21 protein-coding genes are annotated in these 24,572 nt (G+C 60.4%); 11 read left to right on the top strand and 10 right to left on the bottom strand.

Going from position 1 to position 24,572, the window contains the following annotated elements; genetic code table 11:
- Positions 1-437: 437 nt before the first annotated feature.
- From PL640_RS10410 to PL640_RS10395, 4 genes are all read left to right on the top strand, one after another.
- Positions 438-1,364, top strand: coding sequence for a substrate-binding domain-containing protein (locus tag PL640_RS10410; protein ID WP_161991693.1), 927 nt, complete (start codon positions 438-440; stop codon positions 1,362-1,364).
- Positions 1,365-1,450: 86 nt separating this feature from the next.
- Entirely contained in the window at positions 1,451-2,986 is a 1,536-nt protein-coding gene (locus PL640_RS10405) for a sugar ABC transporter ATP-binding protein (protein ID WP_271361791.1), read from the top strand.
- Between the two features lie 35 nt (positions 2,987-3,021).
- A complete protein-coding gene (locus PL640_RS10400) occupies positions 3,022-4,035 on the top strand; it encodes an ABC transporter permease (RefSeq protein ID WP_046799878.1) in 1,014 nt (337 codons plus the stop codon).
- Between the two features lie 57 nt (positions 4,036-4,092).
- On the top strand, positions 4,093-4,848 hold the full coding sequence (locus PL640_RS10395) for a sulfite exporter TauE/SafE family protein (RefSeq protein ID WP_236774974.1): 756 nt from the start codon (positions 4,093-4,095) through the stop codon (positions 4,846-4,848).
- A 10-nt stretch (positions 4,849-4,858) separates the two neighbouring features.
- Here the strand turns inward: PL640_RS10395 and PL640_RS10390 are convergent, their stop codons facing one another.
- The 6 genes from PL640_RS10390 to iolG form a co-directional block, all read right to left on the bottom strand.
- Entirely contained in the window at positions 4,859-5,743 is an 885-nt protein-coding gene (locus tag PL640_RS10390; RefSeq protein WP_110758040.1) for a MurR/RpiR family transcriptional regulator, read from the bottom strand.
- A 75-nt stretch (positions 5,744-5,818) separates the two neighbouring features.
- On the bottom strand, positions 5,819-6,943 hold the full coding sequence (locus PL640_RS10385; RefSeq protein ID WP_271361790.1) for a Gfo/Idh/MocA family protein: 1,125 nt from the start codon (positions 6,941-6,943) through the stop codon (positions 5,819-5,821).
- A complete protein-coding gene (locus tag PL640_RS10380) occupies positions 6,936-7,904 on the bottom strand; it encodes a hydroxyacid dehydrogenase (RefSeq protein WP_271361789.1) in 969 nt (322 codons plus the stop codon). Before PL640_RS10380 ends, PL640_RS10385 begins: the two co-directional genes overlap by 8 nt.
- A complete protein-coding gene (locus tag PL640_RS10375; RefSeq protein ID WP_271361787.1) occupies positions 7,905-8,717 on the bottom strand; it encodes an HpcH/HpaI aldolase family protein in 813 nt (270 codons plus the stop codon).
- A gap of 124 nt (positions 8,718-8,841) precedes the next feature.
- The gene (locus tag PL640_RS10370; protein ID WP_271361786.1) at positions 8,842-10,272 is read right to left on the bottom strand and encodes an NAD-dependent succinate-semialdehyde dehydrogenase; all 1,431 of its coding nucleotides are present in this window, start codon (positions 10,270-10,272) and stop codon (positions 8,842-8,844) included.
- A 3-nt stretch (positions 10,273-10,275) separates the two neighbouring features.
- Positions 10,276-11,283, bottom strand: a complete 1,008-nt coding sequence (gene iolG / locus PL640_RS10365; RefSeq protein ID WP_271361784.1) for an inositol 2-dehydrogenase — start codon at positions 11,281-11,283, stop codon at positions 10,276-10,278.
- Positions 11,284-11,388: 105 nt separating this feature from the next.
- Between iolG and iolD the strand changes: the two genes are divergently transcribed.
- Genes iolD through PL640_RS10340 form a run of 5 tightly spaced genes read left to right on the top strand, consistent with a single transcriptional unit; the run spans position 11,389 to position 17,190 of the window.
- A complete protein-coding gene (iolD, locus tag PL640_RS10360) occupies positions 11,389-13,260 on the top strand; it encodes a 3D-(3,5/4)-trihydroxycyclohexane-1,2-dione acylhydrolase (decyclizing) (RefSeq protein ID WP_271361783.1) in 1,872 nt (623 codons plus the stop codon).
- Position 13,261: 1 nt separating this feature from the next.
- On the top strand, positions 13,262-14,155 hold the full coding sequence (gene iolE / locus PL640_RS10355) for a myo-inosose-2 dehydratase (RefSeq protein WP_271361781.1): 894 nt from the start codon (positions 13,262-13,264) through the stop codon (positions 14,153-14,155).
- On the top strand, positions 14,152-14,964 hold the full coding sequence (locus PL640_RS10350; RefSeq protein ID WP_271361780.1) for an SDR family oxidoreductase: 813 nt from the start codon (positions 14,152-14,154) through the stop codon (positions 14,962-14,964). Before iolE ends, PL640_RS10350 begins: the two co-directional genes overlap by 4 nt.
- Positions 14,965-14,968: 4 nt before the next feature.
- The gene (locus tag PL640_RS10345) at positions 14,969-16,030 is read left to right on the top strand and encodes a sugar phosphate isomerase/epimerase family protein (protein WP_271362096.1); all 1,062 of its coding nucleotides are present in this window, start codon (positions 14,969-14,971) and stop codon (positions 16,028-16,030) included.
- A complete protein-coding gene (locus PL640_RS10340; RefSeq protein WP_271361779.1) occupies positions 16,027-17,190 on the top strand; it encodes a Gfo/Idh/MocA family protein in 1,164 nt (387 codons plus the stop codon). The genes PL640_RS10345 and PL640_RS10340 overlap by 4 nt, the downstream gene beginning before the upstream one ends.
- Before the next feature lie 534 nt (positions 17,191-17,724).
- On the opposite strand, the gene PL640_RS10335 is transcribed toward PL640_RS10340, so the two are convergent.
- Positions 17,725-18,888: a M20 aminoacylase family protein gene (locus tag PL640_RS10335; RefSeq protein WP_269699050.1), complete on the bottom strand. Its 1,164-nt coding sequence runs from the start codon at positions 18,886-18,888 to the stop codon at positions 17,725-17,727.
- A gap of 223 nt (positions 18,889-19,111) precedes the next feature.
- On the opposite strand from PL640_RS10335, the gene PL640_RS10330 reads away from it, so the two are divergent.
- Complete coding sequence (locus tag PL640_RS10330; protein ID WP_271362095.1) at positions 19,112-20,170, top strand: D-alanyl-D-alanine carboxypeptidase family protein; 1,059 nt, start codon at positions 19,112-19,114, stop codon at positions 20,168-20,170.
- A 193-nt stretch (positions 20,171-20,363) separates the two neighbouring features.
- Positions 20,364-21,515: a CobW family GTP-binding protein gene (locus PL640_RS10325; protein ID WP_271361778.1), complete on the top strand. Its 1,152-nt coding sequence runs from the start codon at positions 20,364-20,366 to the stop codon at positions 21,513-21,515.
- Positions 21,516-21,763: 248 nt separating this feature from the next.
- Here the strand turns inward: PL640_RS10325 and PL640_RS10320 are convergent, their stop codons facing one another.
- The 3 genes from PL640_RS10320 to PL640_RS10310 all read right to left on the bottom strand — a co-directional run bounded on the left by PL640_RS10320 (position 21,764) and on the right by PL640_RS10310 (position 24,536).
- Complete coding sequence (locus PL640_RS10320) at positions 21,764-22,000, bottom strand: sulfurtransferase TusA family protein (protein ID WP_271361777.1); 237 nt, start codon at positions 21,998-22,000, stop codon at positions 21,764-21,766.
- Positions 21,997-23,289 carry a L,D-transpeptidase family protein gene (locus PL640_RS10315; protein ID WP_271361776.1) on the bottom strand — a complete coding sequence of 431 codons (1,293 nt, stop codon included), beginning with the start codon at positions 23,287-23,289 and terminating at the stop codon, positions 21,997-21,999. The genes PL640_RS10320 and PL640_RS10315 overlap by 4 nt, the downstream gene beginning before the upstream one ends.
- Before the next feature lie 293 nt (positions 23,290-23,582).
- Positions 23,583-24,536 carry an acetyl-CoA carboxylase carboxyltransferase subunit alpha gene (locus PL640_RS10310; protein WP_142841505.1) on the bottom strand — a complete coding sequence of 318 codons (954 nt, stop codon included), beginning with the start codon at positions 24,534-24,536 and terminating at the stop codon, positions 23,583-23,585.
- Positions 24,537-24,572: the final 36 nt, after the last annotated feature.

Genomic DNA, 24,572 nt, shown 5'->3' with positions numbered 1-24,572 from the left:
TCCCGGGTTTCTCTCCGGAAATGCGACAACGCTCCAGTCGTGCGGTGCGGTCTGCGAAGCCGAGGCATCCGGGCCCGGCGCTCTCCCCAATCATCTTCCGGCGCTTGGTGGTCCGTGGCCCACGAGTGAGATTTTGGAAATTTTATTGCCGTATAGAAATTTTGCAATTTTTGTTGCGAATTCCGTTCCATCCCGCTATGTTGAAACTGCGCCCGGAAAATACCCGGTCGCATGGGAGAGACGGGCGCAGCACTAAAGCTGCGCGCAAACAGTGCTGCCGTTTCGACTGATCGACAGGACATGACTTCGCTTGAGGCGGATTTTGCTGCTGCATCCGTCACCGGCGAAGCCATGCCTTGAGACGGCCGGGAGGCGCCGGTTTGGGTGATCGCACACATTCGTCACGTGCGGGGAAAAGAGGAGGAGAAAATCTCGTGATCAAAAAAATCGTAATCACAACCGCATTCTGCGCCCTGATGGCAAACGCTGCCCATGCCGAGAAGATCGGTGTGGCAATGTCGCTTTTCGACGACAATTATCTCACCGTATTGCGTCACAACATTCAGCGCCATGCCAAGGACCTCGGCGTCGAAGTCCAGATGGAAGATGCGCAGGGCGATATCGCCCGCCAGCAGTCGCAGATCGAAAACTTCGTGGCGGCTGGCGTTGATGGCATCATCACCATGCTGGTGGATGCGGATTCCGGCAGGGCGATGTCGAAGATCGCCGATCAGGCGGGTATTCCACTGGTCTTCGTGAACATGCTGCCGGCCAATATGGAAAAATTCCCGGAAAAGCAGGCATGGGTCGGTTCCAATGAGGAGCAGGCCGGCGAATTGCAGGCAACAGAGGTTTGCAAGCTTGCCAGCGGCAAGGGCGATGCGGTCATTCTCATGGGGCAACTCGGCACCACCGGCCAGCGCGGCCGCACCGCGGCGGCTGAACGTGTCCTCAAAAGCGATGCCTGCAAGGACATCAAGGTGCTGGACGCGCAGACCGCGAACTGGATGCGCACCCCTGCCATGGACCTGATGACGAACTGGATCACATCCGGAATGAAGCCGACCATCGTGCTTGGAAACAATGACGAGATGGCGCTTGGCGCGATCCAGGCGTTGAAATCATCCGGTGTCGGCATGAAGGATGTCATCGTCGCCGGTGTTGATGCAACGCAGGATGCGTTGGCGGCGATGGAAGCGGGCGACCTTGACGTCACGGTCTACCAGTCTGCCAAGGGTCAGGGTGAAGGATCGCTCGACACCGTCCTTAAAATCGCACGCGGTGAAAAATTCGAGCACAAGGTCGATGTGCCCTTTGAACTCGTCACCCCCGCCAATGTCGCTCAATACAAGTCCAACAACTGATTTGTGGCCGGCGACCGGGCATTGCCTCGGTCGCCGGCACAGCAAATCACGGCCCGGCCGCTGGCCGGATAAAGGACGGGTGAGATATGATTTCCACAACCACCTTAGAGGCGATCGAACGCTTCAAGCAGGCCGCCGGCCCATACCTTCTCGAAATCGAGGGGGTGCGCAAGGAATTCCCGGGTGTCGTCGCGCTGGATGATGTGCAGTTTCGGCTGCGCCCCGGTTCCGTGCACGCGCTGATGGGCGAAAATGGCGCTGGCAAGTCGACGCTCATGAAGATCATCGCCGGTATCTACAGCCCGGATGCCGGCACCGTCAGGCTGCGGGGAGAAGACGTCCGCCTCAAAAGTCCGCGGGATGCGCTGGAGCGCGGCATCGCCATGATCCATCAGGAACTGGCGCTGATGGACTGGATGAGCGTGGCGGAGAACATCTGGATCCGCCGCGAGCCGAAAAACCGCATCGGCCTCATAGACCATGCGAAAATGCTGGCGGAGACGCAGGCGCTGTTTAACCAGCTGAAGATCAATATCGATCCGGCGGCGGAGGTCAGCACGCTGACGGTGGCGCAGCGGCAGATGGTCGAAATCGCCAAGGCCGTCAGTTACCAGTCCAGCGTGCTCATCATGGATGAGCCGACATCGGCTCTGACGGAGTCCGAGGTCGCGCATCTCTTCGATATCATCCGCGATCTGCGGTCACGCAATATTGGCATCGTCTACATCACTCACAAGATGAACGAGCTGTTCGAGATCGCTGACGAGTTTTCGGTGTTCCGCGACGGGCGATATGTCGGAACCCATGCGAGCACCGATGTCACGCGCGACGACATCATAAAAATGATGGTCGGCCGCGAGATCACCAACATGTTTCCCAAGCAGGAGGCATCGATCGGCGACGTGGTTCTTGAGGTCCGCGATCTCGGCTTGTCCGGGGTTTTCCGCGGTATTTCCTTCGATCTGCATCGTGGCGAAATCCTGGGCTTGGCGGGGCTGGTGGGTTCCGGCCGTTCCAACGTCGCCGAAGCGATTTTCGGAGTGGTGCCGGCGAGCGAAGGGACCATCCGCATCAACGGCGCCCCGGTCACGATCCATTCGCCGGCGGATGCGATGCGCAGGGGCATGGCGTTGCTGACGGAAGACCGCAAGGCAACCGGCTGTTTTCTGCCGCTCTCGATCCTTGAAAACATGCAGATCGCGGCCCTCCAGAATGGCCATGCGGCGATGGGTTATGTCGATGAACGCGGTTTGACGGTGCTGTGCAACGACATGAAAAAGACGCTGCGCATCAAGACGCCCGATCTCGACGAGCGGATCGAAAACCTGTCCGGCGGCAACCAGCAGAAAGTGCTGATCGCCCGCTGGCTTCTGACGAAACCGGCAATCCTCATTCTCGACGAGCCGACGCGCGGCATCGATGTCGGCGCCAAGGCAGAAATCCATCGCCTGATTTCCAGTCTGGCGAAGGAAGGTGTCGCCGTCATCATGATCTCGTCGGAACTGCCGGAGGTTCTTGGCATGTCCGACCGGATTGTCGTGATGCATGAGGGGCATATGACCGGGATTCTCGATCGCGCCGAAGCGGACCAAGTCAAAATCATGGAACTGGCGGCCCGCTGAGGCTGCGACGGCGGTAACGCCGGGGAGGAAAAATCATGGATAGCGTACAGACCGAACCGGTCGAACGGAAAAGGCGCAAGCTACCTCAGGAACTGAATATTCTGACCGTGCTGATCGGCGTTGCACTTGTGTTTGAGTTGCTCGGCTGGTTCGTGCAGGGGCAGAGCTTTCTCGGCAGTCCACAGCGCCTGACGATCATGATCCTGCAGGTCTCCGTCGTCGGCATCATCGCCGTCGGGGTCACCCAGGTCATCATCACCGGCGGCATTGACCTCAGTTCGGGCTCGGTGGTGGCGATGACGGCCATGATCGCCATGAGTTTTGCGCAAAGCAGCGATTTCGCCCGGGCGATCTATCCGGCGCTCACCGATATGCCCGTGGTGGTGCCGCTGGCCGTCGGCCTCGGTCTCGGCCTGATCGCCGGCATCGTTAACGGCATGCTCATCGCGGTGACGGGAATACCGCCCTTCATCGCCACGCTGGGCATGATGGTGACCGCACGCGGCATCGCCAAGTGGTATACGAAGGGGCAACCGATCTCCTTCCCGACGGAGAGCTTCGCGTCGATCGGCTCGGGCGCATGGCCTGTCGTCATCTTCCTGCTCGTCGCCGTCACCTTCCACATTGCCCTGCGTTATACGCGTTATGGCAAGTTCACCTATGCGATCGGCGCGAACATGCAGGCGGCCCGCGTGTCGGGCATCAATGTCCAGCTGCATCTGGTCAAGGTCTATGCCATTGCCGGCCTGCTCGCGGGCCTCGCCGGCATCGTCACCGCCGCCCGTGCGGAAACGGCGCAGGCCGGCATGGGCATGATGTATGAACTCGACGCCATCGCCGCGGCGGTCATCGGCGGCACATCCCTTTCCGGCGGGCGGGGACGCATTTTCGGCACCGTTATCGGCACGGTGATCCTCGGTCTGATGATGTCGGGCTTCACATTTCTGCGTGTGGATGCTTACTATCAGGAGATCGTCAAGGGACTGATCATCGTCAGCGCGGTCGTCGCTGATGTTTACCGTCAAAAAGCCCGGCTCAGGAAGGGCTGATATCCATGCGCGCGGTGCCCCGGCAGGGGTGCCGGCGGCAATGCCGAGGAGATGCACTTGAACCTTTTCAACTCTCCTTTGGAACTGGGCGTCACCGTGCTTGCCGTCGTGCTGGTCGGGCTTTCCAAGGGTGGGCTCGGCGGCATGAGCCTGCTTGGCGTGCCGCTGATGGCGCTGGTGATGTCACCGGTCACGGCGGCCGCCATCCTGCTGCCCATTCTGGTGGTCATGGACATGGTCGGCGTGGCCGCCTGGCGCAAATGGGTCGACTGGCGGATCATGCGCCAGCTTCTGCCGGCAGCCGTTCTCGGCATCGGGCTTGGTTGGATGACCGCCGAGATCACCTCGGATGCCGTGGTGCGCCTGATCGTCGGCCTTGTCTCGGCCGTGTTCGTGCTGCGCGTCGTGCTTTCAAGGGGCGTCCTGGTGACGGTTGCGAAGGAGCGGCCGATGGCGGGGCGGTTCTGGAGCCTGCTGGCGGGTTACACCAGTTTCGTCGCCCATGCGGGTTCGCCGCCGCTGCAGGTCTACCTGCTGCCGCTTCGCATGGACCCGAAGGTTTTCACCGGCACCAATGTGATGTTCTTTGCCATCACCAATGTGCTGAAGCTCGTGCCCTATGCGGCTCTTGGCGGTTTCGGCGCGCAAAACCTCGGCCGCGCCGCCCTGATGGTGCCGCTGGCAATCGTCTCCACATGGCTTGGCGCCTGGACGGTGCGCCATATGCGCGCCTCGATCTTTTATCCGCTGACCTATGTGTCCGTGGCGCTGGTGGCGGTGAAGCTGATCTGGGACGGCGTGACAGGGCTTTGAGTGTGGGTGCCTAGAGGCCGGTCACCGTCGGAATGCGCGGCGCTGTTTCGTTCTTCTGAACCCGCGCGGCAACGGCGACGGCCAGAGCCTGCGCAAGGCACATCGGCGCGGCCAGAGACCGGGAAAAGCTGTAATCATGCTCGGGGACCGAAAACAGGACCTTTGCGGATTTTGCCAGCGGCGACAGGGTACTGTCGGAAATCGCCACGGTGGGCACACCGATCCTTTCCGCCTCCTCGACGATATTCACCACTTCCGTCGCGTAAAATCGGAACGACACCGCGATCAGCACGTCACCGGTCTTCATCGTCCGCGCCATATGGGTGGCGAGGCCGCCGCCCGGATCGAGAAGGATACATTGCTTGCCGAGCATGGTGAGGATGTAACGCAGCAGTTCCGCCACTGGTGCGGAGCGCAGCTGGCCGACGAGATAGACTGTACCGGCGGCCTCGATCAGATCGGCGGCAGTGCCGAGCTGTTCGGCGCTGATGCGTTCGAGCAGATCCTGTAGCGAGGCGATATCCCTGACGACCAGATCGTGAAGGAAACCATATTCCGAACGGTCCTCGCGGCTTTGCAATTCATCGTCGAGCGCGCGCACGCGTGCCTCGAAACCCGGAGCCGCCGTCGCCAGCCGTTTCTGGAACAGCGCCTGGAGTTCCTTGAACCCCTTGTAGCCCAGCGACTGCGCAAACCGCACGAAGCTGGAGGCGTGGATGTTGTGCCGCTCTGCAATGGTATTGACCGAATGCACGGCGACTTCATTGGGGTTCTGCGTCAGATAAACGGAAATCCGCTGATAGGTCTTGCTCATCTGATCATGACGATCATGGATGAGGCGGATCAGTTCTTCGTAATCTTTCGGAGGGTCGACGGGCTGCGGTTGTTGCTTCATGGCATGATCTTGCAATATTTATTGCGGTTTTCCAAGAGGCATGAAGGTCCGCAGCCCGCCGCTTAATCCGGGATTTCAGGCAGCGACATCCATCCATTGCCGTGCCGATGACGAGCGCTGGATCGTCTCGACCAGCCGCTGGATGCGCAGGCCGGCAGCGAAGCCGAAAGGCTCTGGTGCCTGTCCCGCGATCGCTCGGAGATAACCTTCGATTTCGATGGCTTTCAGGTCGTTGAAGCCGAGTTGATGGCCGGGCGCGAAGCAGAAGCGGCCATAGGGCGCGTGGTCAGGAGAGGCCTCTATTTTGCGGAAGCCACGGCGGCCGGCTGGATCGGCGGCGGAATAGAAATGTAGCTCGTTGAACCGCTCCTGCGTGAAACAAAGCGCACCCTTGTCGCCGTAGATCTCGAAATCATGCTGCATCTTGCGGCCGGTGGCGATCCAGTTGCCTTCGACCGAGCCCTGCGCGCCATTGGCGAAACGCAGGAAGGCGCGCCCCACATCGTCCACTTCCACCTTGCGTGTGCCGCCCTTGCCATCCGGCCGCTCGGTAATCAGCGTCACGCAATCCCCCATCACTTCGGTTATCGGGCCGAGCAGGAATTCGGCGGTAGCAAGTGCGTGAGAGCCGATATCGGCAAGCGCACCGCCGCCGGCCGGATCGTGGCGGAAGGTGAAGGCGCCTGCGGCGTCGGCCATATAATCTTCTGCGTGCAGACCACGATAACCGCGTATCTTGCCGAGTTCGCCTGCCGCCACCATTTCCCGCGCCAGCCGCAGCATGGGATTGCAGAGATAGTTGAAGCCCACTTGTGTTTTGACGCCACGCGCAGCCGCGGCTGCCGCCATCTCGCCGGCATCCGCAGCAAGCGGCGCCAGCGGTTTTTCGCAATAGACATGTTTGCCGGCGGCAATGGCGGCAATCGCCATTTCCTTGTGCAGGGCGTTCGGCGCGGTGATGTCGACGAGGTCGATATCCGGATCGGCGATGATGCTGCGCCAGTCCGCCGTGGAATGCGCAAAGCCGAAATCCGCAGCTGCCCGTGCAGCCGCATCTTCGGTGATGTCGGCAACGGTGTGCAGTTCGATCCGGTAGGGGAGGTCGAAGACCTTCTGGGCAGAGGCGAAACCGAAGACATGGGCTTTGCCCATGAAGCCGGTGCCGATGAGGCCGACGCGTAGAACGGGTTTTTCAGACATGGGCAAATTCCGGATTGACGATGAGGCCGGGATCGATCGTCCCTTTCAGATAATTGACGGCGTTTTGTATGGACGCGATGGCCATCCTCTCCCCGCATTCCTTCGTAAGCCCGGCAATATGCGGCGACAGGACGGTGTTGAACTGCGACAGCAGCGGGGAGGAGCCTTCCGGCGGCTCGTCGTCGAAGACATCAAGCCCGGCCGCACCGACATGACCCGAGGCGAGTGCTTCGCTGAGCGCCTTTTCACAAACGACACCGCCACGGGCCGTGTTTGACAGGACGACACCGGGTTTCATCAGAGCGATTTCGGCGGCCCCGATTGCCGGGCTTGCTCCCTTGGGAATATGCACGGAAATATAGTCGGCCCAGGGCAGGCCCTTTTCCAGCGATACGGGTCTTGTCGGCCCTTCGGGCCATCCCGATTGCAGCAGGTAGGGGTCGTGGGCGCGGATATGCATGCCGAAACCCGAAGCCATTCTGGCGAGATGCCGCCCGATCCGGCCATAACCGAGGATGAGCAGGTTCTTGCCGGATATTTCCTGCTGCTCCAGCCTGTTGCGCCAGCTCCACTGTCCGGTCTCCCGGACAGCGCGGTCGGCGAGTATGGCCCGCTTTGCCGCCGCCAGCAGCAGCATCATCGCATGTTCGGCGACGGAGACGGAATTGACGTCGCCGACGATGGTCAGCGCGATGTTGCGACGGTTGAGTTCGGCAAGATCGACGCTATCGTAACCCACCCCATGGCGGGACACCACTTTCAGCCGTCCGGCCCTGGCAATGGTGGCTGCCGAAAGTGGTTGTGTGCGAATGACGATGGCATCCGCTTCTTCGATGAAAGGCGCGTAGGAGGCTTCGGAAACGTCTTCGATATAGCGGACGGAGAAGCCGAGGGCCGGCAGGTCACGGAGCATGGCCTCGCCGGAAGGATGAAGTTTTCCGGCCACGAGAAGGTTCGGCATTTAATACCCCCCTTTGCCATCGGTTTTTTTGGCGGTCTTTTCCACCAGCCTGCGCCACGTCGCGGTCGATTCTGTCGCTGCGGCGGCCAGCAGGCGGGAATCGCCTGACACTGTGGTCATGTCGAAGCCCCATTCCACGGCACGGGCTGCGTAATCCGCCGTGCCGCAATGGAGGGCCGCCTTGATGCCGTTGCGGTGGCAGGCATCGAGGATGCGCTTTATGGCATCGATGACTTCAGGCTCCTCGCGGTCGAAGGCAGGCGTCAATTGACCTTTAGAGAGCGAGAAACTGAGATCGGCGGGGCCGACATAAATCCCGTCGAGGCCGGGGGTGGAGGCGATTTCTTCGAGATTGTCCATCGCCTCTGCCGTTTCGATCATCGCAAAGGCGAGGATTTCGTCATTGGCTTCCGCGGCATAATTGCCGCCGGCGGCGTAAACGGCGCGGGTGGGGCCAAAGCTGCGTTCGCCAAGGGGCGGATAACGCATGTATCGGACAAATTTCTCGGCCTGTGCCCGGTTGTTGATCATCGGGCAGATGATGCCGTAAGCCCCGGCATCCAGAACCTTGGATATCCACGCCGGATCGAGCCAGGGCACCCGCGCCATCAGCACCTTGTCGGAAGCGCGCATTGCCTGGAACATGCCGAGCACGTCCTTGTAGTCGACCGCGCCGTGCTGGATGTCGATGGAGATGGCGTCGTAATCCTGCGCCACCATGATTTCGGCGCTGAACGGGCTGGCAATGGACAGCCAGCCATGCAGCACCGGACGTCCCTCGGCCCAGATTTCCTTCAATTTGTTTTTCCGCATGGGATTCTCCTGCAAGGTTGTCTGTCGCTAGAGCACGTAAACGGAATCGTCGGATGTGCTCTAGCCCTTTGTTTTTCCGCATTTTCCGGACGTAAAACCGCTGCGCACTTTTACTGGAAATGCTCTAAAAGACGATCTGGGCGAGTTTGGTTTCGAGATAATCGCTTATCCCCTCGATACCACCCTCACGCCCCATGCCGGAATGGTTGGTGCCGCCGAAAGGCGCTTCGGATGCGGCGAGCGCGAAGCTGTTGATGCCGACCATGCCGGATTTCAGTGCCGCTACCGTTCGCCGTGCCCTGTCCGGAGAACGGGTGAAGGCATAGGCGGAAAGGCCCATGTCGGAGGCGTTGGCCCGCTCCAGAACCTCGTCCTCGGTGCTGAAGCGGGTGATTGCGGCAATCGGACCGAAATTTTCTTCGGCAAAAACCTTCATCGTGTCCGTCACGCCGGTCAGCACGGTGGGCTCGAAAAAGAAACCGTGGTTCAGGTGTGAGGGGCGTTTGCCGCCATGGGCGATTTTTGCACCGGCGCGCACGGCGTCGGCGACCACCGCCTCGATGTCCTCAAGGCGACCGGCATTGATGAGCGGACCCATTCCGGTATCGGCATCAAGCCCGTCGCCAAGCCTGATCTTCGCCGTGCGGGCCACGAAACCATCGACAAAGGCGTCGTGCAGGCTCTCGTGGACGAAGATGCGATCCGGCGTGACGCAGACCTGGCCGCAATTGGCGAATTTGGTGGGCACGGCAAGATCGAGCGCGTTGTCGAGATCCGCATCGTCATAAATGATGAGGGGCGCATTGCCGCCCAGTTCCATAGAGACCTTCTTCACGGTCTCAGCGGCGTCACGGATCATTTGCTGGCCGACGCGGGTGGAGCCGGTCAGCGACACCTTGCGCACGCGCTTGTCCGCCATGATCGGGCCATAGGTATCGGCGGTCGAACCGACAACCAGATTGACGGCGCCATCGGGAAAGCCGGCGGCCCTCAGGCAGTCGACCATGACCATGGCGACACCGGGCGTCTGGGATGAGGGGCGCAGCACGACGGGGCATCCGGCGGCGAGCGCCGGGGCAAGCTTGCGGGCCGGAAGGGCGGCCGGAAAATTCCAGGCGGTGAAAGCGCCGACGATGCCCACGGCTTCTCGGGTCACCTCAAACCGTCCGCCGGGCACCCGGCTGTCGACGATGCGGCCATAGATGCGGCGCGCTTCTTCGGCGAACCAGCGGAACTGGTCGCAGGAAAGCGCCCATTCGCGACCCGCCTGGGCAATCGGTTTGCCGGTCTCCAGCGAGATCATCTTCGCGCCTTCGTCAGCACGGCGCAGCATTTCGTCGGCTGCCCGGTGCAGCGCTTCGGCACGTGCGAAGCCGCCCATGGCGCGCAGTTTCGGAAGGGCCACAGCCGCCGCGTCAATCGCATCGCGGGTTTGATCGGCGCTGGCAAGCATCACCTCGCCGAGCGCAGCGCCGGTGACTGGAGAGACGACCTCTCCCGTTGCGGCACCTGCAAGCCAGCGTCCATCTATGAAAAGTCCAAAATTCGCGTACATGGCTTACCCGATCTCGCTTGTGTTGACGGTGCGCCCCTCGGCGACAGAGCGGATCGCCGCTTCGGCGAGAAGCAATGCCAGCCGGCCGTCTTCGAAGCCGACTTCCGGTGCCTTGCCCTGTTCCACCGCATCGACGAAGGCGCTGATTTCCGCTGCGAAAGCATCGGCATAACGGTCGATGAAGAAGTTCATCAGCGGTGCTGCCCGGTCGGTACCGGTTTCGGTGTGGAGGCGCAGGTGATTGAGCGTCCGGTTTTCGGAAATCGCCATGCCGGCACTTCCGAAGGCTTCCACCCGCTGATCGTAGCCATAAACCGCGCGCCGCGAATTGCTGATCGTGCATTGTTTGCCCGAAGCGGTTTTCAGCACCACGGTCACGGTGTCGTAATCGTCGCATTTTTCCATCAGCGCCGGGTCGACCAGCCGCGAACCGGTGGCCGAGACCTGGCTGATCTCTTCACCCAGAATGAAGCGGGCCATGTCGAAATCATGGATCGTCATGTCGCGGAAAATGCCGCCCGACATTTCGATATAGGCGGCGGGAGCCATGCCAGGGTCGCGCGAGATGATGACGACCTGATGCAGATCGCCTATCGTTCCGTTTTCGACGGCCTCACGCACGGCGCGGTGTCCGCTGTCAAAACGCCGGACGAAGCCGAGCATGATCGGCACGCCGCTGCCGGCAATTTTTGTTGCACAGGCGTTGACGCGGTCGAGGGAGAGATCGATGGGCTTTTCGCAAAGCACCGGTTTTCCGGCGGCAACTGCCTTTTCCAGCAGATCCGCATGGGTGGGCGTTGAGGTTGCGATCAGCACGGCGTCGACCTCAGGCGAGGCAAAAACCGCCTCGGCCGATTCAAATCGTGTCACATCAAGCTTTTCGGCAATTTCTTTCGCCGAGGGCTCGTATACATCAAAGATACCAGCCAATGTCGCGCGTGGATGAGCGACGATGTTTTCCGCATGCATGCGGCCGATACGGCCCACGCCAAGCACTGCAATTCTCAGCATTGAAATTTTCCTCCCGAGGTATTTGGCAATAATCATTGCAAAGTACCGAATTTGTCAATATGTATTCCAAAAACATATCAACAACCATCCGCAGGAGGAGGCGAGATGACCGCGAAGACCTTACGCCTGACCATGGCCCAGGCGCTAGTACGTTACCTGTGCAACCAGTTTACCGAGATCGACGGAGAGCGCGTTCCCCTGTTCGCGGGCGTGTTCGCCATTTTCGGGCACGGCAATGTCACATGCCTTTCCGAAGCTCTGGAGACGGTGCAGGACCAGTTGCCGACCTGGCGCGGGCAGAATGAACAATCCATGGCGCTTGCCGCAATCGGCTTTGCCAAGGCAAAGAGGCGCAGGCAGATCATGGTCGCTGCGACTTCGATCGGGCCGGGGGCGCTGAACATGGTGACGGCCGCCGGCGTCGCCATGGCCAACCGGCTGCCCGTTCTCCTCATTGCGGGCGATACCTTCGCAAGCCGCCTGCCGGACCCGGTTCTGCAGCAGGTCGAGCATTTCGGCGATCCGACACTGACCGTCAATGACGCGTTCAAATCCGTGGTGCGTTACTGGGATAGGATCGTGCTGCCGGAGCAATTGCTGCAATCGCTGCCGCAGGCGGTCGCTACCATGCTCGATCCGGCCGATTGCGGCCCGGCCTTTATCGGTCTCGCGCAGGATACGCAGGAAATCGCTTTCGATTATCCGGCGGTCTTCTTTGAACCGAAAGTCTGGAAAATTCCTCGGCCGCGTCCTGACCGTGACGCCGTGGCGACTGCCGCCCGGCTGCTGGCGCAGGCGAAATGTCCGCTCATCATTTCCGGCGGTGGCGTGCGTTATTCGCTGGCGGAAGAGCGCCTTGCCGATTTCGCTGCAAAGCGCGGCATTCCCGTTGTCGAAACCATCGCCGGCAAGGGCGCGCTCACCCATCACCATCCGGTCCATGCCGGGCCGATCGGCATCGTCGGATCAACCTCGGCGAATGCGCTGGCCAAGGATGCGGATGTCGTGCTGGCGATCGGTACCCGGCTTCAGGATTTCACCACGGGTTCCTGGACGGCTTTCTCCCGTGATGCGCAGTTCATTTCCGTCAACGCCGCCCGCTTCGATGCGGTGAAACACCGGGCGTTTTCCGTGGTTGGCGATGCGCTCGAGACAATCGACGATCTGGACCAAGCGCTCGGCGCCTACAAGGCCGATGCCGCCCATATGCAGCGGGCCAAAACGCTGTTTGCCGAATGGGACAATCTGCTCGACGAACACCAGCGCATCACCAATGCGCCGGTTCCTTCCTATGCGCAGGTGGTTGGCGTGCTGAACCGGGTTGCGCGGCCCGAAGATACACTGATTGCGGCGGCGGGCGGAACGCCGGGTGAGGTGACCAAGGGCTGGCGGGTCAAGAACCCGAATACATTCGATTGCGAATTCGGGTTTTCCTGCATGGGTTATGAGATCGCTGCCGGCTGGGGCTGCTCCATGGCGCAGGAAGGGCCGGGCGGTGCCGGCGGCGTTCCAATCGTCATGCTGGGGGACGGTACCTACATGATGATGAACTCGGATATCTATTCGGCCGCGCTCACCGGGCACCGGATGATCGTGGTGGTCTGCGATAATGGCGGCTATGCCGTCATCAACCGTCTACAGCAGGCCAAGGGCGTTCCCGGTTTCAACAATCTGCTGGCAGATTGCCGTATCAGGGATCGGGAAAATCCGCTGCATGTCGATTTCGTCAAACATGCGGAAGCCATGGGCGCCCATGCGCGCAGGGCCGAGAGCCTTGCCGATCTTGAAGACGCGATGATCTGGGCGCAGGGCAATGATGGCGTGACTGTCATCTCCATCGTTTCCGATGCCTGGAAATGGGTGCCGGGCGATGCCGACTGGGATGTCGGTGTTCCCTCCGTCTCCAGTTTCGAGACAGTGCGTGCCGCCCGCGCCGCGCAGGAAAACATCCGCAAGGCACAGCGAGTGGGGGTTTGAGATGAAAGCAAGACTTGGTATCGCGCCGATTGCCTGGTGGAATGATGATCTTGCCGAGCTTTCCGATGATGTGAGCCTTCAGGAATGCCTGAGGCAGGCAAGCGAAGCCGGCTTTACCGGTATGGAGACCGGGCGTCGGTTTCCGATGGATATGGCGGAGCTCGGGCCGATCCTCGACCGCTACGGCATATCGGTGTGCGGCGGCTGGTTTTCCGGCCTGCTGCTGGATGGTGACATCGAGGTGGAGAAAGACCGCATCGCGCGGCAGATGGAATTCTTCATCGCCGCCGGCGCGCCCTGCATCGTTTATGGTGAAACGTCGCGCTCCATTCAGGGCGTGCGCTCCGCTCCGCTTGCCACGAAGCCCCGGCTCGACGAGGCCGGCATGGCGGCCTATGGCCGCAGGATGTCCGACTTTGCCGACTGGTGCGCGGCGAAGGGCATGCCGATTTCCTACCATCACCATATGGCGGCCGTGGTGGAGACCGAGCCGGAACTCGATCTCTTCATGAAGCACTCCTCCGTGCCCCTGCTGTTTGATGCCGGGCACATGGCCTTTGCGGGCGGCGATGTCATGCGTGTCATCGAAAACCACCATGCGCGCATTACCCATGTCCACACCAAGGATATCCGGCGTGAGGTTGTCGACGGGCTGGACAGGAGCCGGGAGAGTTTCCTCGATGCCGTCATCAAGGGCGCCTTTACCGTGCCGGGTGATGGTAGCCTGGATTTCGGGGCAATCGTCAAGGCGCTGGCGTCGAAAGGTTACGAGGGCTGGTTCGTGGTCGAGGCGGAGCAGGCCCCGGTCAGGACCCCGCCGCTGGACATGGCCCGAAAGGGGCACAGGGAATTGCTGCGCGTGATGGACGCCGCTGGATATGAGGTCGTGAAATGAACCGTATTGAAGGAAAGATCGCCGTTATTACCGGCGGAACCCAGGGTCTGGGTGCAGCGGTTGCGCAGGTGTTCGCGCAGGCGGGCGTGGCGGGGATCGTCATTGTCGGGCGCGGTGTGGAAAAAGGACAGGCGGTCGCGGATGCCATCACGCAGAAATCAGGCGTGCCGGTTGAGATGGTGGCGGCCGATCTCGGTGATATCGATGATGTCCGCAGCATCATTCCGGCGACGGACAAACGCTTTGGTCGGGTCGATATCCTCGTTAACGCGGCGGGCCTGACGGATCGCGGCAACATGCTCAACACAACGCCCGAGCTTTTCGACCGGATGTTCGCGGTCAATACGCGTGCGCCATTCTTTCTCATTCAGGATGCGGCAAAGGTGATGATCCGCGAGGGGATCGAGGGTCGTGTCGTTAATGTCGGGTCGATGTCGGGTCTGACAGGCCAGCCTTTCCTTGCGCCCTATGCGGCGTCCAAGGGCGCGCTTGCCACCGTCACCCGCCATGCCGGCTTTTCGCTGATGCGCCACCGTATCCATGTGAACCAGCTCGATATCGGCTGGATGAATTCCGATCACGAGCGCAAGCTTGTCCTTTCCGAGACCGGCGATCCCGATTTCATCGACCGCGCGGCGGCGGCCAAGCCGTTCGGGCGCATCCTCGATCCGCTCGAAGTGGCCCGCGCCATCCTGTGGATGGCATCCGAAGACAGCGGCATGATGACGGGCGCGGTTATCCCCTTCGATCAGTCGGTCTATGGCGGTTACGACGACGCGCCGGTGCCGGCGAAAAAGCTGGAGGAATAAGATGATGCGGACCATCAAGGGGCCGGGCGTCTTTCTGGCGCAGTTCGCGGCCGATGAGGCGCCCTATAATTCGCTTGCCTCGTTGGCGGCGTGGGCCTCGGCCAAGGGCTTCAAGGGAGTGCAGATTCCCACCTGGGATACGCGCCTGATCGACATGAAACAGGCTGCGGAAAGCGATGCCTATTGTGATGATCTGAAGGGCATGCTCGGCGAGCACGGGCTGGAGATCACCGAACTCGCCTCCCACATCACCGGGCAGCTTGTGGCGGTGCACCCTGCCCATGACGCGATCATGGACAGTTTTGCGCCGGAACACGTGCGCGGCAATCCCGCAAAGCGTCGGGCATGGGCCGAGGGACAGCTGCGCTTTGCCGCCCGCGCCTCAAAGCGCCTCGGCATCGACCGCCATGTGACTTTTCCCGGGGCGCTTTTATGGCCCTATCTTTATCCCTATCCGCAATGGCCGGAAGGGCTGGTGGAGGAAGGCTTTGACGAGCTTGCGCGCCGCTGGACACCGATTCTCGATGACTTCGACGCCCATGGCGTGGACGTCTGCTATGAAATCCATCCCAGCGAAGACCTGCATGACGGCCACAGCTGGGAGATGTTTCTCGACAAGGTCAAGGAACATCCCCGGGCAAACCTGATGTATGATCCCTCGCATCTCGTTCTGCAGGGAATGGATTATCTCGCCTTCATCGACCATTACCACGAGCGGATAAAAACCTTCCACGTCAAGGATGCCGAGTTTCGTCCAGACGGAAAATCGGGCGCCTATGGCGGTTATCAGCCCTGGTCCAAAAGGGCCGGCCGCTTCCGCAGCCCCGGCGACGGGCAGGTCGATTTCGGGGCGATCTTCACCAAGCTCACCACCTACGGCTTTGATGGCTGGGCGGTGCTGGAATGGGAATGTTTCGTCAAAAACCCGGAAGACGGGGCGTCGGAAGGTGCGCGTTTCATCGCCGATCACATCATCCGTGTTTCGGACCGTGCCTTTGACGATTTCGTCAAATCCGGTGCGAACCGCAATGCCAACCGCGCCATGCTGGGGCTGGAGGAACTATGACTATCGAAAGACCACTTCGTCTGGGCATGATCGGTGGCGGTCAGGGGGCCTATATCGGCAATATCCACCGTCTTGCCGCACGCCTTGACGGCAAATGGGTGCTTGTGGCCGGGGCCTTCGATGTCGATCCCGAAAGGGGCCGCGCCTTTGCGATTAATGAAGGGCTTGACCCGGCCCGCAGTTATGGCAGCTATCAGGAGCTGATTACCGGCGAGGCTGCCCGCGAGGATCGTGTCGATGCGGTTGCAATCTGCACACCGAATTTCACCCACTATCCGATCGCGAAGGCGCTGATCGAGGCAAGTTTCGACGTGATCTGCGAAAAACCGCTGACCGCGACACTGGAAGACGCCATCGCGCTGGAAAAACTGTCGCGGGAAAGCGGCCGCTTCGTTGGGGTGACCTATACCTATTCCGGATACCCGATGGTGCACGAAGCGCGTGTGCGCGTCGCGGCGGGTGAGATCGGCGAGGTTCGCACCGTGCAGGTGGAATATCCGCTGGAATGGATGGCGACCGCCATCGAACAGCAGGGCAATGCCCAGGCGGCATGGCGCACCGACCCGAAGAAGAACGGCCGCGGCGGCTCCATCGGCGATATCGGCACCCATGCCTATCATCTGGCCGGTTTCGTGACCGGGCTGAAACTGCAGTCGCTCACCGCCGATCTCGCCACTTTCGTGGTGGGGCGGGCGCTGGATGACAATGCCCATGTGATGATGCGTTATGAGGGCGGCGCGCGGGGGCTCCTCTGGTCGTCGCAGGTGGCGCTCGGCAATTCCAACGGCGTGCGTCTGCGGGTTTTCGGCGCGACCGGTTCACTGCAATGGTTTCAGGAACAGCCGAACGAACTCGTCTATACGCCGCTTAACGGGCGTGTGCAGACCATCAAGCGCGGCGCGGACGACCTTTCCGAAGATGCGAAGGTTCGAACCCGCACTCCGCCCGGCCACCCGGAGGGATATTTGGAGGCCTTCGCCAACCTCTATGCCGGTTTCGCGGAAGCCATCCGTGCCCGCAAAGCGGGCCGTGAGACGGGTGCGATTGGCCGCAACATTCCGCTTGCCTATGACGGGCTGAAGGGTGTGGCCTTTGTGGAAGCGGTTGTGGATAGTGCCGAAAGCGCCGATCCGCGCTGGATCACGCCGGTGGCGGTGTAAAACGCGCGGCAGACCGTGCTGGAAATCGACCTTTCGGACGGGCCATGTCTGTCCGAAAGGTTCTGGCCGTTCTGTTTGCAGAGCAGGGTCTGTATCTTAACGGCGGATAAAACAGGAAAAAATGGTGTCCACGAGAGGATTCGAACCTCCGACCCCAGGATTCATACCACTTCGGCTTTAACCGCCGTCCCGCCGAAAATAGGCGGGGCGTTCGTGGTCTGGACTGTCCCTTCACCATGGACCTTGCGGCCTTTAGGCGCTGCCCTACCAGTCTCTACACCTTCAACAGGCTTTCGCCTGAAGCTTGGCTCGGGATTGGCATGCTGGAAGCCCAGCTAAGCGTTCCCCGAATTTGAGCAGATCGACTACAGCCTTTCGGACCGCAGCCCCCAATTATCAACTAGGAATCCTGTGCTCTATCCTGCTGAGCTACGTGGACACTGAATTGCTCTTTAACCTGACGATGCCTGCGGATCAACCGCGTTCTTCATCGCGGTTGATCTGTTCCTCGGCTTTCTTTGCGCTCGCCGGCAATCAGCTCGTCAGGCGCTGTTCAGCCAGCTTCACCCAATAGGAAATGCCGTAGGCGATGGCGTCGTCGTTAAAATCGTAGCCGGGATTATGAAGCCCGGCCGAATCGCCATTGCCGAGGAAGATGAAGGCGCCCGGCCTTTCCTTCAGCATGAAGGAAAAATCTTCGCCGGCCATGGAGGGATCGACATCGGGATCGACATTGTGGTCTCCCGCCACATCGCGGGCGACGCGGATGGCGTGGTCGGTCTCGGCGGCGTGGTTGAAGGTCACCGGGCAATAACGCTCATAGACGACTTCGGCTTCGGCGCCATTGGCAAGGGCTATGCCTTCCGCCATCTGCTTGATGCGGTCCTGCGCGAGATCGCGCACCGTTTCGTCGAGGCTGCGCACCGTGCCGGCAATCAGCGCCTCGTTGGGGATGATGTTGTGGCTGGAGCCGGCGTGAAAGCGGGTGACGGACACGACGACCGAACGGATCGGATCGGCATTGCGCGAAGCGATCATCTGCAGGTTGCCGACAATCTGTGCGCCGATGGTGATGGGGTCGATGGTGCGGTGCGGCTGTGCCGCATGGCCGCCCCGGCCCTTGACGGTGATGGAGAACTTGTCCGGTGCCGCCATGATGCCGCCCTTGCGGATGGCGAAGGCGCCGAGAGGAATGCCCGGCATGTTATGCATGCCATAGACCTCGTTAATGCCGAAACGCTCCATCAAGCCGTCCTCGACCATGGCGAGCGCGCCAGCGCCACCTTCTTCGGCGGGCTGGAAGATGACGGCGATCGAGCCCGCGAAGTTGCGGGTCTCGGTGAGATATTTGGCTGCGCCGAGCAGCATGGCGGTATGGCCGTCATGGCCGCATGCATGCATCGCGCCTGCTGTTTTCGATGCCCAGGGCTTGCCGGTTTCCTCGAGAATGGGCAAGGCGTCCATATCCGCGCGAAAGCCGATGGTGCGTTCACCGGCAAGATTGCCCCTGATGATGCCGACCACACCCGTGCGGCCAAGACCGGTCACGATTTCGTCAACGCCAAAAGATTTCAGCTTGTCCGCAACGAAGGCCGCGGTGTTGTCGACATCATACAAAATCTCGGGATTTTCGTGCAGGTGACGCCGCCATTCGCTGACTTCCTGTTGAAGTTCGGCGGCTCTGTTCAAAATCGGCATTCGTTCATTCCTGGGTTCATCGGTGCGGCGTGTGGTAAAAGCCATCCTCCATGGTGGATAGTGCGCCGCATAATTGACGTAATCAATGTACTTTGCCATTGCTAGGACATATATGGTGAATATTGCCATTCCCCGACCGAAGACGGGAATTCGAGGACAAGCCTTGCCACAGACAGTTAAATCGCCAAACGCCGCCCGGCGGCTCTCCGCAGCCGTTGCCATCATGACCGCAGGCCTCGTTGCCGCAGCATCCGTGGCCAATGCCAATCCGAAAATGGTGGTGGATGTTAAAACCGGCAAGGTGATTTCCCATCAGGAAGCCTTCCGCAAGTGGTATCCGGCGTCGCTGACCAAGCTGATGACCGCTTATATCGCCTTTTCGCAGATGAAGGCCGGCAAGCTCAGCCCGCAGACGGAAGTGGTGATGAGCAAGAAGGCCGCCGACCAGCCGGCCTCGAAAATGTATTTCAAGCCCGGCCAGAAGCTGACGATGGACAGCGCGCTGAAGCTGCTGCTGATCAAATCCGCCAATGATATTGCCGTGGCGATTGCCGAGACGATCGGTGGCACGTCCGATAATTTTGTGGCACAGATGAATGCGCAGGCGCAGCGGCTGGGCATGAGCTCCACCCATTACGTGAATGCCAACGGCCTGCCCGGCAAGGGGCAATATACGACCGCGCGCGATCTGGCGCTGCTGGCGCTGATCATCAAGCGCGAATTCCCGGAATATGCCCACTATTTCTCGCTGGAAGGCGTCACCACCGGCAAGAAGAATTATGCCAACTTCAATATGCTGGTCGGCCGCTTTGATGGCGCTGACGGCATGAAGACCGGCTTCATCTGTGCCTCCGGTTTTAACCAGGTGTCGTCTGCCGTGCGCAACGGCCGCTCCGTCATCACCGTAGTACTGGGCGCGGACAGCCTTGCCGGACGAACCGACCAGTCTGCAGACCTGCTGCAGATGGGGCTGACGGCGCCTTCCGGGCAGGGCGTTTCGCTTGCTTCGCTGGCGCCCTATGGCGATACCGGCGATGTGAACGATGTCAGCGCCGAAATCTGCAATCCGAAGGCTGCAAAGGTGCGTAGCGAGGGCCGCGATGAAGCCGGCCGTATGGTCATCCATTCGCCTTATGTGACGGAGATGACCCGCCCGCCGGAATATTCCTTCGCCGGTCTTATCCCGGGCAGCGAGACCGTGGCTGTCAACACGACCAAGGGGGCTGCGGCCAAGGGCGAACTGGCCAACGTGCCGATCCCGATCCCACGCCCGACATTCTGATTGGCTTGATCGCTCTTCAGTGATGAAGGGCGAGTGCGCCTGCGGATTGGCTATTCGCAGCTCTGATCTGTTATGATATTACAGTCTCGCCCATTGCCTTCAGGCCTTGGGCGATTTCTGTTTTATCGCGCGGTTCCGGCTCGAACATCGTTCAACGATCTGCCGGAGCGGCCCTCAACCATACAGGCAAGGCATGTCTCGCGAGCGTATACCGGTCTCCATCATCACCGGATTTCTCGGCGCCGGAAAATCGACGCTGCTCAACCGGCTCCTCAAAGACCCCGAGATGAGTGACGCCGCAATCATCATCAATGAATTTGGTGATGTCAGCATCGATCATATGCTGGTTGAAAGTGCCGGCGAGGGCATCATCGAACTGGCGGAAGGTTGCCTCTGCTGCACGGTGCGCGGGGAACTGGTGGATACGCTGGCGGAGCTGATGGATGGTATCCAGATCGGCAAGCTGAAGCCGGTGAAGCGGGTGGTGATCGAGACCACCGGCCTTGCCGATCCTGCCCCGGTCATGCAATCGATCATGGGCAATCCGGTGATCGCGCAGAATTTCGTGCTCAACGGCATGATTACGGTGGTGGATGCCGTGAACGGCCTCTCCACGCTCGACAACCACGAAGAAGCCGTGAAGCAGGCGGCCGTTGCCGACCGGTTGGTGATGACCAAGCGAGCGCTCGCCGACGCTTCCACAATTGCTGCACTGACGGCGCGCCTGCAGACGCTCAACCCGCGCGCAACGATCGAGGATGGCGACAAGCCGGACTGGAGTGCCTCGGCGCTTCTCGACAACGGTCTTTATGATGCCGGCAGCAAAAATGCCGATGTTGGCCGCTGGCTGGGCGAAGAGGCGGCCCATGATCATCACGACCACGACCACGACCACGACCATGACCATGGGCACCACCACCACCACCGTGGCGACCATGGCCATCACCATCACGATGTGAACCGGCACGATGCGTCGATCCGTTCCTTCTCGATCATTCATGACAAGCCGATCGAGCCGATGGCGATCGATATGTTTGTGGATCTGCTGCGCTCGGCGCATGGTGAAAAGCTGTTGCGCATGAAGGCCGTCGTCAAGCTCTCGGACAATCCCGACCGGCCGCTGGTGCTGCATGGGGTGCAGAACATTTTCCACAGGCCGGAGCGCCTTGCGGCCTGGCCTGACCCGTCTGATCAGCGCACGCGCATGGTGCTGATCACCAAGGACTTGCCGGAGGCTTTCGTGCAGGACCTGTTTGCCGCATTTACCGGCGCGCCGGGTATCGATCGTCCGGACAGGCAGGCGATGACGGATAATCCGTTGGCGATTTCGGGGATGCGGTTTTGAGGTGAGTGGCGACTAGTGGGTAAGTTTTTGGGTGTGTCTTACCCCCCCCTCTGCCCTGCCGGGCATCTCCCCCACAAGGAGGGAGATCGACAAGCGGCTTGCTTCGAATATCGTTATCGTGCGGTTGAGATCGCAGTAGTTAAGTTTGAGAGGGACCGAGCGGCTGCCTCATCCGATCTCCCTCCTTGTGGGGGAGATGTCCGGCAGGACAGAGGGGGGTAGCCACGGGTGCACAGTTAACCCTTGGTTCACCCGCCCTTCACAATCCGAAACCGATACCCGTTACCCACTGCCACGGTCTCAACCAGACTATGCCCATCCTCATTGCACATATGCGCAATATCGATCACCGCCAGCGGATCGGTCGTCTCAACCGTCAAAACATCGCCCGCTTTCAGCGCAGCAAGCTTCTTGCGGCTTCTTAAAACCGGAAGGGGGCATTTAAGCCCCCTCAGATCGTAAATCACTTCGGCCGTGTCGCTCATTCCTTGGCCCAGAATTTCCAGAAGGGCTTCTTCTCCGGCGCTTCCGGTGCCGGTGCGGAATAGGCAAGCGGGTTGAGGGCCGGAACCGGGATGCCCTGTGCGGCCGCACCGCTCTGGCCGTTGGCCGAGGGGGTGGCCGTGGCAACCATGGTCGGGGCGGCAGGCGCCGGGTTCGACTGTGGGGCAGTTGGCTGAGGCGTCGAGGTGCGTGGACCACGCAGGGATGAGGCGGTGGCTGCGGTCGCCGGCGAGGACGACGTCACCTGCTGCGCCTTCTTCTCCATCAGCGCGGCAAATTCCGTTTCCTTCATCAGCTTGCCGGCCTTCAGTGCCGAGCCGGTCGGGGCATAGGCGGGTTCGCGTCCCTTGCGCTTTTCGGCGACCAGCGCCTTGCGCTCCGCCTCGCTCGGGTCGTACCAGGCCATGCCGTCATATTTCTTCATCGCCTTTTCATAGGCGAGATCATAGGTCTTTTCGTAGCTCGAAAGCGCGCTGACCAGTGCGGGCGGCGTGCTCATGCCCGGGCACTGCGCGGAGGCGTTGAAGCTGCCGCCTGCCGTCTGCTGGTTGAAGACATATTTCTTCTCGCAGACATTCACCTCCGGCGGGCGCTTGGTGACTTCGAAATTGTCGTAACCGACCTTCAGCATCTTCCAGAATTCGAGATGTTCGCTCTGGCGGTGGCGGGCCATGTTTTCCGCTGTCATGCGGAAGGGAAAGGCCTGCAGCTGCACGGTCTTCTGGCCGCCTTTGAAGGCGTCGCGCGCGAAACCGTAGATTTCAAGAATTTGCGCATCCGTCATCGAATAACAGCCTGAGGATGAACAGGCGCCATGGATCATCAGATTGGTGCCGTTGCGGCCATTGGCGGCATCGTAACGGTTCGGGAAGCCGGTATTGATGGCGAGATAATATTTCGAGTTCGGATTGAGATGCGCGGGTGTCAGGTTGTAGAAACCTTCCGGCGCTTGCCGGTCACCTTCCTTCACCTTCGGGCCGAGTTTGCCGGACCATGCGCAAATCTCGTAGCCGGCGATCTTCTCGAAACGGTTGTCGCGCCTGGCCTTCCAGATTTCCAGCGCACCTTCTTCCTTGAAGATGCGGATCATGATCGGCGAAGTGCGATCCATGCCCCTTTTGTCGATCTCGGCCAGAATGGACGGAGACAACGGGTAATCGACCTTGTTCTTGACGTGGGAAACGTCGCGTTCGACGGTTTCGAGCGTATCGTTGCAACCGGTAAGAACGAGCGCGGTGCAGGCGAGCAGGGCAAAATGTGTCAAACGCATGATCTGATCCGAAAGACGATGGCACGGGCGGCGAAGTTCTACACCGTCCCGCGTGTATTTTAAATACGGTATTAACCGTTTACATCTTCTTAACTCAAATCGGATCCGCCCCCGCGGCCGCCGATACATCTGTTGATGTGACCGGACTATGGCCGAGTTGGGGCGATATTCAAGGAAAATAAGGCCGGGAGTTTGATCATTTTGGCGTTTCTTCGAACCGCCAAAAAATCTAACTCTCTCTTTGTACGCATTTTCCGGACGTAAAACCGCTACGCACTTTTACTGGAAATGCTTTAAAGGTTCCGGCCGATATCCAGGAATTTCTGGCGACGCTCGGCACGCAGCTGCGTACCCGAACGCTGTGAAAGATCGGCCAGAGCCTTGGCGATCACGTCACCTGTCGCGTTGATCACGGTCTCCGGCGCGCGATGCGCCCCGCCGATCGGTTCGGGGATGATGCCGTCGATGACGCCGAGCGACTTTAAGTCTTCGGACGTGATCTTCATGTTGGTTGCTGCTTCCTTGGCGCGGGTCGAATCACGCCAGAGAATGGAGGCAGCACCTTCCGGTGAAATCACCGAATAGATCGAATGTTCGAGCATGTAGACGCGGTTGCCGGTGGCGATGGCGATCGCGCCGCCCGAACCACCTTCGCCGATGACGACGGAAACGATCGGCACCTTGACGTTAAGGCACATTTCCGTCGAGCGGGCGATGGCCTCTGCCTGGCCGCGTTCTTCGGCGCCGACGCCGGGATAGGCGCCTGCGGTATCGATGAGGGTGACGACCGGCAGCGAGAAACGGTCAGCCAGTTCGAGCACGCGGATCGCCTTGCGGTAACCTTCCGGACGCGCACTGCCGAAATTATGCTTCAGGCGGCTTTTGGTGTCATTACCCTTTTCCTGGCCGATGATGGCGACGGGCTGGCCGTTGAAGCGGGCAAGGCCCGCCTGAATGGCGGCGTCTTCGGAAAATTTGCGGTCGCCGGCAAGCGGCGTGAAATCGGTGAACAGCGCCTTGGCGTAATCGACGAAATGCGGACGCTGCGGGTGACGCGCGACCTGCGTTTTCTGCCAGGCGTTCAGCTTGGAATAGATGTCCTGCATCGCGTCGTTGACGCGCGATTCCAGACGGTTGATCTCCTCCGAGGTGTCTATGCTCTCGTCTTCATCGGCAAGCTTCTTCAGCTCGATGATCTTGCCTTCAAGGTCCGAGATAGGTTTTTCGAAGTCGAGATAATTGTGCATGAGATCCGTTTCCGATCGTTTTGCGCAAGGTTTGAC

This window comes from Agrobacterium sp. ST15.16.024 (genome assembly GCF_027956545.1).
Taxonomy (GTDB): domain Bacteria; phylum Pseudomonadota; class Alphaproteobacteria; order Rhizobiales; family Rhizobiaceae; genus Agrobacterium; species Agrobacterium cucumeris.
This window is presented reverse-complemented; position numbering and strand designations above follow the sequence as displayed.

Bases quoted from the DNA above. Each gene is read 5' to 3' on its own strand.
- PL640_RS10405 (WP_271361791.1), top strand. From the start codon at position 1,451: ATGATTTCCACAACCACCTTAGAGGCGATCGAACGCTTCAAGCAGGCC.
- PL640_RS10400 (WP_046799878.1), top strand. From the start codon at position 3,022: ATGGATAGCGTACAGACCGAACCGGTCGAACGGAAAAGGCGCAAGCTA.
- PL640_RS10390 (WP_110758040.1), bottom strand. From the start codon at position 5,743: ATGAAGCAACAACCGCAGCCCGTCGACCCTCCGAAAGATTACGAAGAA.
- PL640_RS10385 (WP_271361790.1), bottom strand. From the start codon at position 6,943: ATGTCTGAAAAACCCGTTCTACGCGTCGGCCTCATCGGCACCGGCTTC.
- PL640_RS10380 (WP_271361789.1), bottom strand. From the start codon at position 7,904: ATGCCGAACCTTCTCGTGGCCGGAAAACTTCATCCTTCCGGCGAGGCC.
- PL640_RS10375 (WP_271361787.1), bottom strand. From the start codon at position 8,717: ATGCGGAAAAACAAATTGAAGGAAATCTGGGCCGAGGGACGTCCGGTG.
- PL640_RS10370 (WP_271361786.1), bottom strand. From the start codon at position 10,272: ATGTACGCGAATTTTGGACTTTTCATAGATGGACGCTGGCTTGCAGGT.
- iolG (WP_271361784.1), bottom strand. From the start codon at position 11,283: ATGCTGAGAATTGCAGTGCTTGGCGTGGGCCGTATCGGCCGCATGCAT.
- iolD (WP_271361783.1), top strand. From the start codon at position 11,389: ATGACCGCGAAGACCTTACGCCTGACCATGGCCCAGGCGCTAGTACGT.
- iolE (WP_271361781.1), top strand. From the start codon at position 13,262: ATGAAAGCAAGACTTGGTATCGCGCCGATTGCCTGGTGGAATGATGAT.
- PL640_RS10350 (WP_271361780.1), top strand. From the start codon at position 14,152: ATGAACCGTATTGAAGGAAAGATCGCCGTTATTACCGGCGGAACCCAG.
- PL640_RS10345 (WP_271362096.1), top strand. From the start codon at position 14,969: ATGCGGACCATCAAGGGGCCGGGCGTCTTTCTGGCGCAGTTCGCGGCC.
- PL640_RS10340 (WP_271361779.1), top strand. From the start codon at position 16,027: ATGACTATCGAAAGACCACTTCGTCTGGGCATGATCGGTGGCGGTCAG.
- PL640_RS10335 (WP_269699050.1), bottom strand. From the start codon at position 18,888: ATGCCGATTTTGAACAGAGCCGCCGAACTTCAACAGGAAGTCAGCGAA.
- PL640_RS10330 (WP_271362095.1), top strand. From the start codon at position 19,112: ATGACCGCAGGCCTCGTTGCCGCAGCATCCGTGGCCAATGCCAATCCG.
- PL640_RS10325 (WP_271361778.1), top strand. From the start codon at position 20,364: ATGTCTCGCGAGCGTATACCGGTCTCCATCATCACCGGATTTCTCGGC.
- PL640_RS10320 (WP_271361777.1), bottom strand. From the start codon at position 22,000: ATGAGCGACACGGCCGAAGTGATTTACGATCTGAGGGGGCTTAAATGC.
- PL640_RS10315 (WP_271361776.1), bottom strand. From the start codon at position 23,289: ATGCGTTTGACACATTTTGCCCTGCTCGCCTGCACCGCGCTCGTTCTT.
- PL640_RS10310 (WP_142841505.1), bottom strand. From the start codon at position 24,536: ATGCACAATTATCTCGACTTCGAAAAACCTATCTCGGACCTTGAAGGC.